Source organism: Stenotrophomonas sp. Sm6012 (assembly GCF_030985895.1).
Taxonomy (GTDB): domain Bacteria; phylum Pseudomonadota; class Gammaproteobacteria; order Xanthomonadales; family Xanthomonadaceae; genus Stenotrophomonas; species Stenotrophomonas forensis.
Genome location: NZ_JAPTFX010000001.1, coordinates 61,437 through 78,183, shown reverse-complemented (window position 1 = coordinate 78,183; position 16,747 = coordinate 61,437). Strand labels below are relative to the sequence as shown.

Annotated in this window: 19 protein-coding genes; all 19 read right to left on the bottom strand. The window is 67.3% G+C overall.

What is annotated here, in order from left to right; all coding sequences use genetic code 11:
• Nucleotides 1-39: 39 nt before the first annotated feature.
• Nucleotides 40-789: a TIGR03747 family integrating conjugative element membrane protein gene (locus O0J73_RS00390; protein ID WP_174217420.1), complete on the bottom strand. Its 750-nt coding sequence runs from the start codon at nt 787-789 to the stop codon at nt 40-42.
• Nucleotides 786-2,942: a type IV conjugative transfer system coupling protein TraD gene (gene traD, locus O0J73_RS00385; protein ID WP_058176028.1), complete on the bottom strand. Its 2,157-nt coding sequence runs from the start codon at nt 2,940-2,942 to the stop codon at nt 786-788. The genes O0J73_RS00390 and traD overlap by 4 nt, the downstream gene beginning before the upstream one ends.
• An 8-nt stretch (nt 2,943-2,950) precedes the next feature.
• Complete coding sequence (locus O0J73_RS00380) at nt 2,951-3,484, bottom strand: integrating conjugative element protein (RefSeq protein WP_212181381.1); 534 nt, start codon at nt 3,482-3,484, stop codon at nt 2,951-2,953.
• A complete protein-coding gene (locus tag O0J73_RS00375) occupies nt 3,481-4,101 on the bottom strand; it encodes a lytic transglycosylase domain-containing protein (RefSeq protein ID WP_212181380.1) in 621 nt (206 codons plus the stop codon). Before O0J73_RS00375 ends, O0J73_RS00380 begins: the two co-directional genes overlap by 4 nt.
• Nucleotides 4,086-4,805: a TIGR03759 family integrating conjugative element protein gene (locus tag O0J73_RS00370; protein ID WP_031654451.1), complete on the bottom strand. Its 720-nt coding sequence runs from the start codon at nt 4,803-4,805 to the stop codon at nt 4,086-4,088. Before O0J73_RS00370 ends, O0J73_RS00375 begins: the two co-directional genes overlap by 16 nt.
• Nucleotides 4,806-4,891: 86 nt before the next feature.
• Nucleotides 4,892-5,539, bottom strand: a complete 648-nt coding sequence (locus O0J73_RS00365; RefSeq protein WP_023121153.1) for a hypothetical protein — start codon at nt 5,537-5,539, stop codon at nt 4,892-4,894.
• Nucleotides 5,536-6,105, bottom strand: a complete 570-nt coding sequence (locus O0J73_RS00360; protein WP_023121154.1) for an integrating conjugative element protein PilL, PFGI-1 class — start codon at nt 6,103-6,105, stop codon at nt 5,536-5,538. Before O0J73_RS00360 ends, O0J73_RS00365 begins: the two co-directional genes overlap by 4 nt.
• 197 nt (nt 6,106-6,302) lie before the next feature.
• Nucleotides 6,303-8,588 carry a helicase-related protein gene (locus O0J73_RS00355; protein WP_023121155.1) on the bottom strand — a complete coding sequence of 762 codons (2,286 nt, stop codon included), beginning with the start codon at nt 8,586-8,588 and terminating at the stop codon, nt 6,303-6,305.
• Nucleotides 8,589-8,687: 99 nt separating this feature from the next.
• Entirely contained in the window at nt 8,688-8,993 is a 306-nt protein-coding gene (locus O0J73_RS00350) for a hypothetical protein (protein ID WP_016851994.1), read from the bottom strand.
• 101 nt (nt 8,994-9,094) lie between these two features.
• Nucleotides 9,095-10,204: a DUF6094 domain-containing protein gene (locus tag O0J73_RS00345; protein ID WP_018076221.1), complete on the bottom strand. Its 1,110-nt coding sequence runs from the start codon at nt 10,202-10,204 to the stop codon at nt 9,095-9,097.
• Between the two features lie 65 nt (nt 10,205-10,269).
• Nucleotides 10,270-10,920, bottom strand: coding sequence for a hypothetical protein (locus tag O0J73_RS00340; protein ID WP_023121157.1), 651 nt, complete (start codon nt 10,918-10,920; stop codon nt 10,270-10,272).
• Between the two features lie 84 nt (nt 10,921-11,004).
• Entirely contained in the window at nt 11,005-11,370 is a 366-nt protein-coding gene (locus O0J73_RS00335; RefSeq protein ID WP_023121158.1) for a hypothetical protein, read from the bottom strand.
• Nucleotides 11,371-11,459: 89 nt separating this feature from the next.
• The gene (locus O0J73_RS00330; protein WP_003294141.1) at nt 11,460-12,071 is read right to left on the bottom strand and encodes a DUF3275 family protein; all 612 of its coding nucleotides are present in this window, start codon (nt 12,069-12,071) and stop codon (nt 11,460-11,462) included.
• 55 nt (nt 12,072-12,126) lie between these two features.
• Nucleotides 12,127-12,678, bottom strand: a complete 552-nt coding sequence (locus O0J73_RS00325) for an STY4534 family ICE replication protein (RefSeq protein WP_018076217.1) — start codon at nt 12,676-12,678, stop codon at nt 12,127-12,129.
• 343 nt (nt 12,679-13,021) lie between these two features.
• Nucleotides 13,022-13,387, bottom strand: coding sequence for a DUF3085 domain-containing protein (locus O0J73_RS00320; protein WP_010792167.1), 366 nt, complete (start codon nt 13,385-13,387; stop codon nt 13,022-13,024).
• A gap of 65 nt (nt 13,388-13,452) precedes the next feature.
• Nucleotides 13,453-14,250 (bottom strand): hypothetical protein, encoded by a 798-nt coding sequence (locus O0J73_RS00315; protein ID WP_003141039.1) that lies wholly within the window; start codon nt 14,248-14,250, stop codon nt 13,453-13,455.
• Nucleotides 14,251-14,540: 290 nt separating this feature from the next.
• Nucleotides 14,541-15,257, bottom strand: coding sequence for a hypothetical protein (locus O0J73_RS00310; RefSeq protein WP_016446172.1), 717 nt, complete (start codon nt 15,255-15,257; stop codon nt 14,541-14,543).
• 250 nt (nt 15,258-15,507) lie between these two features.
• Complete coding sequence (locus tag O0J73_RS00305; protein WP_003141051.1) at nt 15,508-15,900, bottom strand: hypothetical protein; 393 nt, start codon at nt 15,898-15,900, stop codon at nt 15,508-15,510.
• Between the two features lie 25 nt (nt 15,901-15,925).
• Nucleotides 15,926-16,162: a hypothetical protein gene (locus tag O0J73_RS00300; RefSeq protein ID WP_016446173.1), complete on the bottom strand. Its 237-nt coding sequence runs from the start codon at nt 16,160-16,162 to the stop codon at nt 15,926-15,928.
• Between the last annotated feature and the right edge of the window lie 585 nt (nt 16,163-16,747).

Genomic DNA, 16,747 nt, shown 5'->3' with positions numbered 1-16,747 from the left:
CGCCCCACTGAACCGGCGTGAGTGACGCTCCTGGGTGTTTCACAAGTACTTCTTGAACGTCGCCGCCGCGATGCACACCGCCACGCCGAGCAGTGCGGCGCTGGGCAGCAGGATCAGCAGCGGGTTCACGCTGACCGGCAGTGCCAGGTAAGTCACCCACGGCAGCACGGCCAGCGGGATCAGGCTGGCCCTGGCGCGGTGATAGATGAACCCCGATTCGCGTCCCGCGCCGAAGCGGCGGATGTCCCGGCGCACCAGGCCGTCCACCAGGCCGACGAAGGCGGCCATCAGGAACAGCGGCAGGGTCAGGCACAGCACCAGCAGCCGCACGAGGAAGACCAGCGTCGTGTAGGCCGCCGCGATCAGGTAGCTCTCCACGTTCACGTAGAGCAAGCCGATGTAGTAGCGGAAATCCTTGGTCGGGCGATGGCTGCCGGCACTGGCCTGCGCCGAGGCGTCGCGTATCCAGTCCAGCAGACCGCTTTTCACGAACAGCCAGTCGTAGCCCTGCTCGACCAGCCGGTGCGCGGTGCGCCCCGGCTCCTGCACCAGCGCGCTGCGCGTGAAATGCGTGGAGAGCTGATCCAGCTCGTAGTGCAGCATGCCCTGCGCGTGGCGCCAGCCCTGATCGGGCCAGAAGAAGTACATGCCGACGCATTCGATCAGGATGCACAGCAGCAGCGCGCCGCACAGCACGCCGAAGAAGCGGAACGGCAGCGTGACCAGGCCGGCGATCAGGCCTTGCTGTCTTTGCTGCTGGCGCTGGGCCGCGACGGCCGGATCGCTCATGCTTCGGCCTCTTCGGCCGCGGCCATCTGCTTGAAGTCGTCCAGCAGGTCGTCGGGCAGCGCCTTGTCCTGCAGGCCGGGGATGCCTTGGTTCTCCCACCAGTCTCCTGCCTCGACGTAGTGCTGTCGCATGTAGCCGGCCAGCTCCTGCAGATCCTTCGGCATGGCTTCGTCGGAGTCGGGTGCCGGCAGCGGCATGCGGACTTTCCAGAGGTTGCCGCCCTCGATCAGCGCGAAGCATTGCCCCTTGGGCAGCGCCACGACATGCGCCGGCTCGATCAACGGCACGCTGGTCGTGCTGATGCGGTCCTGGGTGTTGGACGTGAACGCGGTATTGCCGTGCGGATCGGAGCTGTCGGTGGCGCCGCTCATCAGTGCCGTGGCGTACACCTCGACCTTGGGCAGTTGTCGCGTCAGCAGCTCGGCGGTGGCGGTCTCGCGCACGCGCAGCATGAACAGGTTGTTGAAGTTGCCGACCACCTGGCCGGCCTTGGCACGATTGCCGATGCGCGCCTCGATGTCGCTCAAGGTCTGCGTGTAGGCCGTCACCTGCACGCCGGCACCGCCGCCCTTGTTGACCATCGGAATGAACTCGTCGCCCATGAGTTCGTTGAATTCGTCGGCGTGGACGTTGATCGGAATCTTGGCGCCCGCCGCGGCGCCGGGCAGCCCGTCGTCGATGCCGAACTTGTAGATGTGGCCGGCGACCGAGACCAGATCGCTGAACATCGAGTTGCCCACCGCCGCCGCGACTTCGGCGTCGGACAGCGCATCCAGCCCCACGTAGACCACCGCGCGTTTGCGGATAACCTGCATCCAGTCGAAGATCGGCCGCGGGTCGGACAGGTCGGAATAGTTCGGTGCGAGCAGTTGCGCAATCTTGCCGGTGGTGAGCTTCTCCAGCAGCGGCAGCAGCGAAGCGACGATCTTGTCGAAGTACGTCCGGTCGTAGCGCACGGCGCTGCGCAGGCCGTCGAGCACCGGGTCATAGATGCGCACCTGGGACAGGTACTGTTCGAGGGCCACCACGCGCTTCTCGCGCCCGATCATGTTGCGCGGGATGTTCTTGTCGTTCAGCTTCGCTTCGAGCTGGACGATGACCTCCCAGGCCTTCGGCTCGTTCCTGGCGAAGTAGTGCTGGGCGTACTCGATGAACAGCGCGTCGATGTTGATGACGTGGCGCTGGATCAGCAGGTAGTCCGGCCGCTGCCCCAGCTCAACCAGGGCGCGCGCGATGATGTTGACGAAGCGCCAGGCGAATTCGCGGAACGCGGCGCTGTTGCCTTCGCCCGAGAGCTGTCCGGCGATGCGCGTGGCTACCTCGGAGATCCGCCCGAACCGGCCCACCGCGTTGTAGCGCGCCGAGATGTCCGGCCAGCCCAGATGAAACACGTAGAACTCGCCTTCGCGCCCGGCGCGCTTGGCCTCCACATACATGCGCTTCAACAGGTCCGCATCGCCCTTGGGGTCGAAGACGATCACCACCTCGTGCTCGCCGCGGACCTTGCGGCGGATGTCCTGGGTGATGAACAACTCGGCCAGCCGCGTCTTGCCCACGCGCGTGGTGCCCAGCACCAGGGTGTGGCCGACGCGCTCGCCCAGCGGCAGGGTGACGTCGACCTCGTGCGGTTCGATGCCATGCAGGCGCGGCATTCCGCCGACGGGCGGCAGCGGCCGCGCTGGGTTGAGCGGGCTGTCCCAGGCCAGCGCGCGCGCCAGCGTCGAGACGGGAAACGGCGCGAACTCAAGCCGCTCCTCCAGCCGCCGGGCGGCCCGGTAGATCGCCGTCGGCTCGACATAGCGGCGGAACTCCGGCCGGTAGGTCTGCATCAGCCGGTGCGTGTGCCGCTGCTCCCAGCGAAAGCCCCGGCCGACGAACAGCCGTTGCTGACTCACCGGCACGTCGCGGCTGGTCATCACGTAGCGCGGCAGGCGGCGGATGTTGCGGCGATAGCGCAGGATCGCCCCGGCATCGCGCAGGCGAATCGCGCCGAAGGTCAGGAAGGCCAGCGCCGAGCCCAGGCCGAGCAGCGGGTTCAGCGCGAGCGACCACGGTGCCACCAAGCACAGAATCGCGGCGCCGGTGCAGACCGCCACGGTGTAAAGCTCCACCGCTGGCCGCAGCAGCACCTCGACCGCATGCGGTTGGGCCATTTGCGCACCTACTGCTCGACGCCGGTGGACGTGATGAGCACCGGGTAGTGGCGCAGGCCCAGGCGCTGGGCCAGGTCGTCGCCGGAGGCCGGCGAGAGGGTCAGGCCGGGAGCCAAGCGGCGCAGTTCTGCGAGTGCCGTCGCCGATTCCACGTTGACCACCAGGCCCACGGCCTGCAGCTCTCGCAGCGCCGCCTGCCGCTGCCGCAGCCAGGCGCGCGACCGCTCGTCGTCGCCGATCAGGAACAGCGCCGTCAGGCCCGGCGCCCGGATGACGCGGCGCTGCACGTCGCCCGGCGACAGTTCCGTCGAGCGCACCGGCAGCATGGCGGCTTCGGCGTCGGCCGTGTTGCCCGCGCGCGGGGCTGGCATCGGGGCCGGCGGCGTGGCCTTGTCCGGCTGGGGATTCAGCGGCCGGTAGTACGGCAGCGCGGAGGCGCCGCCACGATCTTCGACGACGATCAGCGGCGCGGAGGCGGTCTGCGCAAAGACGGTGGTCGTGGACAGCAGCCCGATGGCGGCGATGTGGACGATGTGGTTCATGGCGTGGTGGCCTGGAGGGTTGGAACGGGAACGCCGGGGTCGAGCACGCGGGTCAGGTGCCGATGCACGCTGCGCCGGTAGCGCGCCGCGGGTGCCCCGCCGGCGGGCCGGTGGTAGCGGCCGATGGCAAGCAGCCAGTCCTCGCCCGGCATGTGCTGTTCGCGCAGGATTTCCGCAGCAATGGCGAGGTTGCGGTACGGGTCCAGCAGCTCGCAGGGCTGCGTGTAGCGATGCGTGTGGTAGCCGAGATTGACCTGGCCGAGGCCGGCGTCGATGCGATTGGCCGGCGTGCGGGCGAGTGCCCGGCGCAGCCCCGCGCAGGCCTCGGCGCGGGTGGCGTAGCGCTGTGGCGTGCCGGCGACGTTCAGCGTCCACGGCCAGGGGATCAGGCGCCCGCGCAGCATGGCGCCGCTCTCCTGCAAGGCCACCGCGTACAGCACCGTCGCCGGCACGTCTGCACGATGTGCCGCCAGTTGATAGGCCGGCGGCGGCACTTCCCGCGCCAGGGCGGCCAACGCCCAGCCGCCGGTGGCGAGCAACAGCGCGGCGCTGGCGCAGCGGATGGCGATGCCGGATGGCCGACGCTTCCGGCCCGGAGTACCTATTGCCGCTGCCATTGGCCGTTCACCTCGCGCACCACGGCCGGCAGATCGCCGGGCAGGCCGAGCGACAGCCAGCGCCCCGCATCGTGGTTGAGCGTGATGGTGCGGGCGCGCACCCTGGCCGGGTCGATGCCCGCCTGGGTGGCCCACTGCCGGATGCGCGCGTCGTCCTGACGGCTGCCGACCATGTAGAGATCGAAGGCCGTACCGGCCGCCTGCAACTGCTGCACGCGCTGCGCGCACGGTGCGCAGTCGGTCTTGACGAAGACCGCCAGGCGCCCGGAGCCGGTGTTGCCGGCACCCTGCGCCTTGGCGCCGGGCAGGCTCACGCGCGGCTGGCCGGGAAACAGGCGCTGCCACGCCGCGTCGTAGGCGCGCTGGTAGGCCAGCGTCTTGCCGACGCGCCGGGCCTCGGCCTGCACCTGCAACTCTGCGTAGCGCCTGCGCTCCTCCTCGCTGCGGGCCTCGATGCCCAGCGCCGTGAGCGGATCGAGCTGGGGCGAATAGACCCCGAGCGGCCCCTGCATCAGTTGTCGGTAACGTGCCCACTCCTCGGGCTGAAGCCCCCATTCCCGTGCCTGCCTCTCGTCGAGCGCGGCCTCGGCGCCCGGCTGCACCTGGGCGGGCACCATGCGCGAGTTCGTCACCGGGGCCGGCTGGGCGGATGCGCCGAAAGCGGCGAACAGGACGACGGCAGCGAGCAACGGCCGCAGGTTCATGGTCAGCCTCCGCCGAGCCGCCTCAAGGAGGCTGAAGCCCCCCCGGGGGGCAGCGAACGAAGTGAGCGTGGGGGTCATGACACCTCCTACGGCACCGCGACGCGCTGCGTCTGGCCGTTCACCTGGAACACGCCCGCCTGCGCCTCGATAGACCGCAGTTGCCAGCCGCCCTCGGCATCGCCCTCGCGCAGCAGCCGGGCGCCCGCGAGCGAGTCCGCGGCGGTGGAGGTGATCGACAGAAAGCGCTCGCCTCCGCGCAGCTCCACGCCGAGCACCCGGAACGGCGGCTCCGGCACCTTGGGCTTCGTCGCAAGCGGAGCGTGCGGGCGAGCGGCGGATGCCACCTGCCTGGTCTTCTCCAGGCGGGTTTGGATTCCGTTCACGCGCGCCTGCAGCGTCTGCAGGTCGACGGCCAGGGCCCTCGCCTCGTCGGCCTCTTCGAGGCGCGTCATCCGTTCGTCCAGCGCCTGCCGCCCGTTGGCGAATTCGGCCTGGCTGATCGGCGCCGGCCGGCGCTTGTCCGCATCGGCCTGTCGTTCGAGATCGGCCACGCGCAGGCCCAGCGCCTTGACCTGCGCATCCTGTGCGCTGCTCTGGGTCTGTTCGGCGAGCCGCGACAGGCCGACGCTGTTGATGAGTGCTACAGCACTGATGAGCAGCAGCCAGAAGGCCGCGGCGATCTTGAGCCAGCGCGTGCGGGAATTGCGCTCGGATGGCGCTTGGGGAAAGGTCATGGCTGCATCTCCTCGGGCCGATCTGCGTCCGGCACGGACGTGGCGGTGCCGGGCGGGTTGGCGGAAAGGAAGGCGGGAGCACCGTGCCGGCTGAAGCAGACTTGGCGGGTCACGTCATCGACCGACAGCTCCCAGGCGGGGCCGGCAAGGGTCAGCAAGGCATCGCGCAGCATCAGCGGGCCCAGGCGCAGGTGTGCGGCGGGCAGCAGCAGCGCGTAGAGCGCGGCGGCCTCGGGCGCATCGCAGAGCCGGTAGCCCGAGCGCAGGAGCACATGGCGCATGGCATCGCCCACGCTGGCATCGAGCATGGGCGGAATCGAGACCTCCACCGCCTGTTGCAAGAGATCACGCTGCGCAGGTTCCGGCACCAGCTCGACCAGGGTGTAGCGGCCGTAGCGGGCCACCGGAACGAAACCCGGCTCCGGCGCGACGGCGGTTGGCGATGCGGCCGGCACCGCTGGCGCAGACGGCGCGGCGGTCGTGGCGCAGCCGACGGCGAACAGGCTGCCGGCCAGCAAGCCAGCGGCGAGGGCCAGGCGGTGAACAGCGCGGATGGATGGTTGCATGGAGGGCGCTTCCCTGGAACACGGAGCGCTCACCATCGCCGCCGCTTGGCCTGCGGGCAGCAAACAAAACGCACTGACGCCCGCCCGAATACATGGAGGGCGGCGCCATGGACTGTCATACGCCCAAGAAAAACGGCCCCGAAGGGCCGTGGAAGGAAGCCGGCGACCCCGAGGGGCCGCCGGCATGAGCACATGGATCAGACCGTGACAAGCTGCCGTGCCAGTGCCACCTCCACCGAGTCGCCGTCCTGGTTCAGGACATCGAGTCCGGACTCGGGCACGTCGCCCGACGTGCTCTGCGACACCATGATCTTCCGGGCCATCAACCCCAGGCAGGTCATCTGCGAGGAGTTGGCGTAGCCGAGGTAGATCACGCGCACCGGCTGCTTCTGGCCGATGCGCCATGAGCGCCGGGCGGCCTGCTGCAACGAATACACGTTGTAGCCGGACTGGAGGAACACGATGGTCGGGAACTCCAGCAAGTCCAGGCCGGTTTTCACCAGCTCGGGATTGGTGATGAGCACGTCGATGCCGCGGTCCAACTGCTCGGCGATCCAGTCTTCGCGGCGGGAGGCATCCACGCTCGCGCGCAGTACCGCCACCTTGAAGCCTTCCTGCTCCAGCAGCACCTTCAAACGCGACGTGGTGTCGCGCGTGCCGGTGTAGACCGAATAGACCAGGGTCTTGCGCCCTTCTGCCTTCTCCTGCTTGCAGATCTCGATCAGCTCGCGTTCCTTGGGCATCACCTCCAGCTCGTTGAACTGAGCCGGAACGAACGCCAAGGTGTTGCGCGTGCGCGGATGCACCACGGTTTCCGACCGGAAGCAGCAGTCCGGCCAGGCCAGCAGCACGTTGAGGACTACACCAAGCAGCGTCGTGTCGCGCTTCGCCAGGGCCTGCTTCAGCTCCTGGGTCAGCCGACCCGCCAGATCGCGGTAGGCCGCGGCCTGCGCCGTGTCCATCGCGACTTCGCGGAACTCCTCGTCGTAGGGCGGCAGCACGTTGCCACCGATGTCCTTCAACTTGAGGAAGACCGTGAACGGCAGGACGCAACGCAGCACGCCCTTCGGACCGAAGCCCGGCGCCTTGACCGTGCGCACCGATACCTTGGTGCCCTTGGCCGTCTTGTGCGCCGTGCCAGTGCTCTCGGAATAGATGTCCTTCAAGACACCGTGATCGCGCATGAACGCCATCGCGGCCGACGTCATGCTGCCGCTCTTCGTCGGCCGGTAGCCGTCTTCGATCATCCGCCCCGGCAGGGCTCGGAACAGCAGGTGGAACAGGTCGTCGCCGTAGCCGCCCATCAGCGTGCCGGTGAGCAGCAGCGTCTTGCGCGCCTTGGCCGACAACACCCCCATGGCCTGGCCCTGTGCGGAACCGCCGTTCTTGTACTCATGCGCCTCGTCGGCGATGAGCAGGTCGAACGTGCCTTGGGGAAGCTGCCTCTTGATGAACTCGGACGGCTGGTAGCCGCCCTCGCCGAAGCCGAACTCCATGTTGGCCATCGCACGTTCCATGCGATGGGCTTGCCGGTCCGAGAAGACCAGCTCGCCGTTGCCATCCATCAGGTTGATGAACTCGTGGATGTTGTCCCCGAGCATCGACGCGAGGAAGGCGTCACCGAACTTTTGCATCAGCTTCTGCGCGGTGACTTCCCCGATGGTTGGAATACGCTTCAGTGCCTTGAGCACGGTCGAGGACTGGTCGCTGGCGGACAGGCCTCTCGGACGGATCAACGACCACAGCGGTGCACGGCAGTGGCTGCACTTGCGGCGGGACTCCTCGGCTTCGAGTTCGACCGGGTTGATCGGCTCGCCGTCGAGGTCGGTGATGACATGCCCGCAATCTGGGCAGGCCCCCACGTCGCCGTGAGGCGTGCGCCGGCGAACGAAGACAGGTTTCCAGTGGAACCCCATCCGCATCCGCACGCGGCCCAGGACGAAGAACTCCTGGCCCTGCGCCGGCACGCCCAACTGCTCGCGCAGTTTCAGCAGCTTGACCAGCGTGTCCGGGCCATTGAGCACCCAGACCTTGGCGCCGGCCACCGTCTCCTGGATTTCGCGCCGCCACTTGTAGACCAGGTGCGGCGGAGACAGAACCAAGGTACGGCGGTAGCCTTCGGCATTGAGTACGGCGGCGGTGGCAATACCCACCGTCGTCTTGCCGCAGCCCATCTCGCCATTGACGATCGCGGCGCGTTCGCCACGATCGACCAACAGCTCGGTGACGGCATGGACCACATCGGCTTGCGCCGGGAACAGCTTGCGCTTGAGCGCGGCGAGGATCAGTTGCCGATGCACCCGCACCTGGCCGGTGTAGACCGGAGGATTGGCGCGGTTGAGCGAATCGAGCAGTTCGTCGCCGAACTCCGATACGAAGTCCTGCAGGCTGAGCGTGAGGGGTGAAGCGGCCGCTTCGAGCAGGTCGCCCTGCACAGGCGCGTCATCAGCGGTAGAGGGAACGGTTTCGAGAACGATGGACATGGTGATGCTCCAAAGAAATGGGGCATGCACCTCCCCCACGGGGCGGTGACATGCCCCGGGGTGGGAAGAATGAAGCGGCGCGAGACCGCTGGATGCGGATCAGTATTCGCTGGGCAGCAGCAGCGTCGTGACGCTGCGATCCCATTCGGTGATGATCCAGAGCTTCAGGTCGCGCGTGACCTGGTAGGACGAGAACAGACGATCCTCGCCGGACTTCAGCGCGGCGTCGTTCTGCCGCCGATCGCTGTCGCTCAGGTCGCCCCATTCGCCATGAAGATGGCGGCGCAGGTACGGCGTGGGGTTGAGCCGGCCTTGTCGGACCAGCTCGTCGACGCCGGCGGTCATGACCACCTGCCCGGGCGAAAAGCGTGCTTGGGACGCGAGGTTGAGGACTGCGAGTGCCATGGTGGTATCTCCTTCTGGAAGATGGGGCCACGGCACCCCATCGGGGCAACGTGACCCCGGTGGGTGGATGAAAGCGACGGTGAACCGTCAGGGAACAGCGATCAGCGGATAGTCAGCACTTCGCCCCACGTGGGCGAGCCCAGCGTCAAGTCCCATGCACGAATGACCGGCACGAACTTGTCGGTGAGGATGCGCGTCTCGGCCACGGAGCCGTCGTCGCGCTCGGTGTACTCCGTCTGGAGCATCTTCTCCTTGTGGGTATCACCTTTGACGACGAGCACGCGCCCGCTCTTGGACGTCACCACGCCGGAGATCGCGCCTGCGGCCAAGGCCAGGGCGAGATGCCAGTGCGACAAGGCCCGCGCGGGCGGACGCAGCGATTGCTGCGCGGCGCCCAGGTGGGTATCGAGCGCCGGCCAGAGTCCTTGCAGCCGGCCGACTTCATCGGCGAACTGCTCGGGCTCCATCGTCACGCGATAGAAGTGCTCAGGCTCGGCCGGGCTGGCAGGGACGGTGTACGGCAGGAACGGCCATTCGAGCGGCAGTTCCTCGGCTTCGGCGTCGCCCTGTCCGATCTGCAGCAGCAGACCGCGGGTGGCCTTGACCGAATCCGATGCCTGGTCGCGTTGACGAATCCTGCGACCGAAGATCACCACCTGCTTGAACTGCGTTTCGACCGCACGGTAGATGCGCAGGTCGGCAAAGTGGCGCGTCAGCCATCCGACCAGCTCGGCGTCGAGCACGTAGGACGGCACGACGAAGATCAGCACGCCGCCGTACTGCAGCAGCGGCAGCGCGCGCTGATAGAACAGCTTTTCCAGCCGCGCACGGCCTTGGCCCTGATAGCCGATGTTGCCGTTCACGTCCTTGCTCAGGTCGCCATACGGCGGGTTCAGCCACAACAGCCCGAAGGACTGGCGCGAGATCAGCATGTCCATCAAGTCGCCGTGGATGCAGCGATCGACCAGTTGCCGTGCGTGGCGGGCCCGCTCGGCGTCGTACTCGACGGCGAAGGCCTGGACCTGCTCGCGCCCGAGGGCGTGGGCCGCTTCGGCAATCGCCACGCCTTCGCCGGCGCAGGGATCGAGGATGGACATGGAGCCGGGAGACGGCGCCAGTGCGGACAAGGCCCGCTCCAGCGTCGGCTCGTCGGTGGGGAAGTAGCCGTTACGGATGAAATTGCGCGCCAGGCGCGGAAACATGAGTGCCATGGATTACTCCTGATGATGGATGAGGGAAGGCGGGCACGCGCGGCGCGCATGCCCGTTGGGATGGCTCACGCCACACGCCGAAGCGGTGCGTTCGCGGCCAGTTCGTACTGCGTGGCGCCGAGGGTGCCGTTGCGGATCAGCTCGCCCAACGCCTTCGTCAGCGCCGGGACATCGAGGGCCAGCCGATGCCCTTCCAGCGGCCCGAGGGCCAAGGGGAGACCGGTCAGCATCCGCCGTGTCTGCAACAGCTCCAGCACGGTGTCGCGCCAGTGGTCGAGCAGTGGCAGCGGGCAGGTGTCCTGCACCAGCGTCCACAGCCGGTCGAGCCGGTGAGCGGAATCCCTGGGCAGAAGCGCCAGCGCGCTGGCGTTGGCCTTGTCTGGCTTCACGCAGCGACGATCGAACAGCCACACATTCGTCAGCGAACCGAACAGCGTTCGCCGATAGGCGCGGGTGATGCGCTTTTCTAGGTTCTCGACGTTGCCGACGAAGACCGGGATGGATGCGCCCTGCTCGGTGATGACGTGGAACTGATCCAGTCCCTGTTCATCCCGGCTGAGGGTCAGGCGGGCGAGGAACTCCTGAACGGCGGTGTCGCGCGCCCAGATCGACAGAAAGACGAGATTGTCCTGCTCGTCACCGACGCAACCGTCGGCCATGAGGTCGGGGCATTCGTCGATGCGGTACAGCGGTTTCGTGGAAGAAGGTGCAGGCATGGTGATGTCCTCTTGGAAATGAAGGAGCAACCACAGCCCGCGGGGCCATGCTCGCCCCGGTTGGGTGAAGGAAGATGCGTGCCGCTAGACAGCGCGGCCCGCGTGGAAGCGGTGAACCCGCTCGCGCCACTCGGGGCTTTGCACCGGCGCCATGTCGAGATAGCGCAGCGGGCACGAGTAGTAGTACGGATGCACGGACTCATCGAGGGACTTGTAGCCCCACTCGAGGCCCGCGCTTTCCAGCAGATGGCAGCCGATGTAGCAGATGGACTCACCGGCCGCGAGGCCCATGACGCCCGCCTGCCTGGCGGTGACGCGAACCACGGTCCACAGAACGTCGCCGTCCAGCGTGTGGTCGATGACTTCGCAGCAAGCGCGTTCGGACGCCTGCGGAGCGAGCAGCTCGCGGATCATCTGATCGCGCGTCTGACGAACGAAGGTCCAGCCCATGAGGGTCTCCTTGAAGAAAAGGCCGGAGCCCTCCCCGTCGGGGGAGAACCCCGGCGGGCGGCGGTATGCCGCGCAAGGCGGCGGATGGATCAGGCAGCTTTGAGGTGCCAGTCCTGGGACAACGGAGCGAACTCGTAGCCCAGCTTGTCGAGACGGTCTCGCTGCTGACGCAGCACACGACGATCCACGGTCGCATCGAGCTTCACGGTCTCGCCCAGGGGCCACAAGGCACCGAACAGCGCCGCGTCGTCTGCCTCGGCCGAGGCCGCAGCGGACACGGGAGCCGGTTCGCTGCCGAACGGCGTGGTATCGACCAGGGGATCGCGCGGACTGCGCGGCTTCGCCTTCGGCTTGGCCGGGGGCGTTGCCGGCACGGGCGCCTGCGCTTCCTCGTCGATCGGATCGACTTCCTGCGGACTCAGCCGGCGGGCTTCGTCGCGGCTTAGGGCGTCGATGTTGGACAGCGTCATCCCGCCCAGATGGGCGCGGATCTCGATGACCATGCGGCCGTTGGCGTTGTACGTGGAGGGGCGAATCTCGACGATGACGAAATCACCGTCGTACTTGCCCTCGCGGTACTGATCGAGCTCGGCGTTCTTCACGACGAACTCGCCGATCGAGGTCGCCAGGCGGCCGACGTTGAAGTCGCCGTTCCTGCCGTGGATGGTCTTGATGGCCAGTTGGCCGGGGATGGTGATCATGAAGGTCTCCTGCTGACGAAGAGAAGACAAGGCCCCGGGGATGGGGCCTTGCGGATCAGAACGACTCGGCAACGGCCAATGCGGGGGCATCGGCAGCGTCGTCGGCAGCATCGGCGAGGGGCTTGGAAGGCTCCGGTGCCGAGGCTTGCTGCGCGGCGGGCGCGTCGGACGTCACAGGGACTTCCGGGTCCCGCTCGTCGGTCTCGGTCGGCTTGGGTTCGGCCTTGTAGACGAGCTTGCCGTCGACCTTGATCCAACTGACGAACAGCAGGCGGGCCTTGAGGCTCACCCCCTGCTCGCCGGCACGCTTGCCCTTGGAGTAGGTGAAGGTGTCGGTCCACAGGTCGCCCAGGCGGAAGCCGATCATCACCTTCTTCTCGGCGTCGACCGCCTGAATGCAGCGGCGCACCAGGTGCTGCGCTTCCGATCCCGATACGCGCGTGTCGAAACGCACGTACGAGACGTCATCGCTGGGACCGTTCAGGGCCGCGATGTCGCAGGCCAGGAACGCATCGCCTTTCTTGGGCTTCACTTCGCGGATGCGATTGAGATACCCGAGGCCGGTGATGTGCAGATCGAAGTAGGACTTGTCGGTGGAAGTGGTCATGGTGAATCTCCTGAGAACAATGAGGCGGAGACACACCCGACCCAGGCGGGGAAGGTGTGGAACCCCCGCGTGGGTTGAAGGAACAGCTTGGTGGCATCGCCATCGAGAACCGATGGCCGTTCGCGCATGGATGCCGGTGCGAACTGGGGTGATCTACACGGTCGGAACCGCGTCGCAGCCTTGAAGATCGTGGCTGCCTGGGCATGTCGCTGACGGACGTCAGCGGAACATGGCCGGAAGCGTCGCGCCGGGACGGCGCGCAGGCGAGCGGCAATCGGCACTCGCGGCTGTCCGCATTGCCGGGAAGAAAGAGGCCCCCGGAGCGGGGGCCAGGGATGGGCGGTCAGTTACCGCTGGGCGTGGGAGGAACCGCCTGCAGCGATAGGTGTGTCGCGGAGGCGGACACGTCGAGGTCGTCCTCGCTGCGCAGGATGCGCGCAAACACGCCCTCCTGCGGATCGAAGAACTCGCCGAAGTCGTCGCCACCGAACTCGGCGCGCGCCAGCTCCCACCAGTCATCGAAGGCATCGACATCCGGGTTGCAGCCAGCGGCATAGGCGATGGTCTTCTGGCGACCATCGGGTCGGCGCTCGCCGCACTCGGCCAGGAAGTACACGCCCTGATCCTTGACCAGGATGACGCGGCATTGATTCGCCACCGCTTCGGCGAGCACGGGCCGCAGCTCCGTGCCTTTGAATCGAACAGTCATGGGTGTGATCTCCAGGGGGCAGGAAAAGAGGCTTCCCGCCGCGAGGGCGGGAAGCTGCTGTGAGATCAGTGCCGGATAGCCTTACGACACGACAGGCACTGCACGCGGATGCGCCGCCAACTCCCGTCGTCGATCAGCCGTTCCAGCGTCTCGCCGAGGGTGTCGAAGAACACCTCATCGACCCGTTCGACCAGCTCGCCGTCGCGGTGCAGCTCCACCGCGTAGAGGTCGAGGCCACGCTCATACAGCACGGTGACGCGACCCTGGAACTTCGTCGTGGCGACGGTGAAGCCGATGGCCGGCGGCGTGCGGATGATGTCGGCGGGCAGCGGATCGACCCAGGTGATGTCCCGCGCGCCGGCATCCACCAGCATGTGGGTGACGCGCCGGAAACCGTCGGGAGCGGGCAACTGCTCCAGTTGGTCGACCAGTTCCTGCAGCTCGGGGCAGCGCGGCTCGGGGATCGGCAGCTTCGCCGGTGCGGACCCGAGCACGAACCGCTTCACCGTGTAGGGCTGGCCGTCGGCGGTGAACTCGGTCTGCTCCTCGGGCGTGTCCGCCCGCTGACCGTCGAAGCGGCGTCTGACATAGGGTTCGACCTGCACCTTGGCGCCCTCGTCGGGCACTTCGGTCACGAGCGTGCGATCGAGCACCGCGAACTCGGCTCGTCCCGTCTTGACGACGATGGCCTCGTCGGTGGTGGCGATGACCTTGCCCTCGAAAGGCTTCGGGTCGATGTGAAAGCCCAGCGTCGAAACCTTGGGCTGGCCGTCGAAGATGTTGAATTTGAACGAACGGACGTTGGAAGGCACATGACCGACAACGAGCGTCGGCATCTGTGCGCGGATGGCTTGGGTATCCATGGGGAGACTCCTTGTGGCAACCAAGGGACTCCCGCCCGCAAGGGAGGTCTGTCCCTTGAGGGTGAGGTGGATGGACGCGGGTGCGCCCGGAGAACGAAGCAACCAGCACGGCGAACCGCGCCGCAGTCTTGAAGGTCTCGACTGCCTGGGCATGCTGCCGGCAACGCCAGCGAACATGCGGCCAGCGTGCGGCACATGGCGGCGACCGTCCGTTGGGAATCGGCAATGCGCCGGCACCGCGTTCCGCGAAAAAGAAGAGCCCCGACGTGGGGGCTCGAATGGGTTGCGGGTTACTCGTCGTCGTAGAGCGTCAGCCCGTCCAGCACTGGCGCGTCGGCATCGAACACCAACATGCGAACGTCGGCGAGCGCAGCCAGGTGCAACACTTCCACGAGGGACTCCGGCACGCCCTTGGCCCGGTGCTCCTGCCGCAGCTCTTCGGCGGTGATGCCCTCGACATGCTGCAGGTTCGCATCCGTCCAGGGCGTGGCGATCAGCTTCACGCCGACCGCCGGGCTGTAGGGAATGCGGAAGGCCACGAACAGAAAACCGCTCGGCGTGGCGATGTCCGCCAGTTCGGCGAGGAAGCGACCGGCCTCCTCGGTGATGTGCGCCGAACTGATTTCCCAGGCACGGCTGTAGAACCCGGTCTCGAAGCGCAGGCGGCGTACCACCTCGCGCGCGGCTTCCTCGGAGTAGGTATCGCCGACGTGCAGCGGCTGGCCGGCTTCTTCGGCCATGACGGCGTAGACGAGGTTTCGGGCGATACCGTGGCTGGGGCACTGCGCGTCCAGCTCGGGCGGCACGTTCTGGCCCTCGGTGATCAGCGCGAAGTCGTCGCAGAAGACGCAGGCATGGCGCTCGACCTGGCTGTCCGGCAGGTGCGACTGCGAGACGTGCAGCGGCAGGTAGCTCAGCGGGCAGTCGTCGTCGTAGGAAATCGCCAGCAGCCGCTGCACGGACAGGCCATCGTAGCCGCGGGCGAAGGGATTGTTGGAATGGGACATGGGATTCCTCCAGCAGAGGATGGCCGAGGCAATCCCCTGCCGGGGATTGAACCCCAGCGAGTGGATGAAGTGGCAACCGGTCAGCCGGCCGCGGCGTCGGGCCGCCCTGGTGCCGGGCGGTGCAGGTCAGTGGAAGATGGTGATTCGGGACATGGCCGCTCCTGCGAAAAGAAGGAGGGACATGGCCCCGAACGAGGACGCATGTCCCTCGTGGGGTGGGATGAAAAGACGGTGGGTTGCCAGGCGCGGCTCACCAGCCGTTGTAGTGCAGCGTGAGGTCAGCGATGACCTGGCGCCGTTCCAGATCGAGGCCGCCGAAGTCGGACAGCCCCTCGAAGCCGCAACGCTTGAGCATCGCGCCGCCCTCGCGGGAGTTGTAGAAGCTCACCATCGCGGACAGGAACATGCGTTGACCGCTGCTCAGCACGCCCAGGGCGTCGTTGAGCATCAGCATGTTGGGCCGCAGGTCCCACTTGGTGGTGGCACGCTGCAGACCTTCGCGTGTGCCGTCGCCGAACCACTCGTGGCCGGCGATCTGCGCGCCGCGCTTCCAGGCCTCGAAGAAGGCCTGCGGTGCAGCGTCGAAGTGCGCCTGTTCCAGCGCCATCTGATCGAGCACGTCTTCGGGTAAAGACAGATTCATGAGAGAACTCCTTGAAGGGTGGGAATCAGGGGTGAGCGCGCTGTGTCCAGGCATGGGTATCCAGGGCGCGCTGTGCTGCGAGGTGGGTCGGGAAATACTCGACGGACTCCCGCGATACCGGTCCTTCGTCGTCTTGTGTGCCGATGTAGTGGCCGGCCGCGCTGCGCAGCACCTGTAGCGGCAAACGCTTGCCGGTCCAGGTCAGCGCCAGCGCACCACTGCGCACTGCGGTTGCAGAGGAAGATGCGGAAGGTTCAGACATGCCGTGCTCCTTGGTGGGTCGGGGAGCACGCATCCCGCAGGGGATGGGGTTCCCCTCGGGTGGTTGAGAAAAGTGCATCGTCGCCAGGCCGGCGAGCGTCCGCGGTGGGCGATGCGAAGCGGACTGGATCGGTCGACGCGGCGAACCGCGTTGCAGTCTTGAAGACCGAGACTGCCAGGGCATGCCGCTGACGACTGTCAGCAACGCATGGCGTGAGGATGGGCGCGAAGCATGGCTGCCGTCGCAGGGAAAACCGAATCGCGGACGGCCCGCTTTAGGGCAATGGCCCGCGTCACGGGACAAGGCAAAGACCAGGGCGCCGAAGGCCACACGGGCCTTCGGCTGAAGAGAATGGAAAACCACCTGTGGGCTGCGTCAGCGCAGGCCGTCGTCAAAGCCGTTCGCTGCGTCAGCAATCGCACCCGGCCCGTTTCGTGGCTGGGGCCGGAAACCTCTGGCGTGCATCCACACACAAAGGGAGCCCGATGTTTCGCCGGCGGGCACCGGCACGGAATACCCTCGGCCCAAGGGGCCTCCTCACGGCTCGCGCGGCGGCAAGGCGTCAGGAAGCCCCTCGTGACCGAG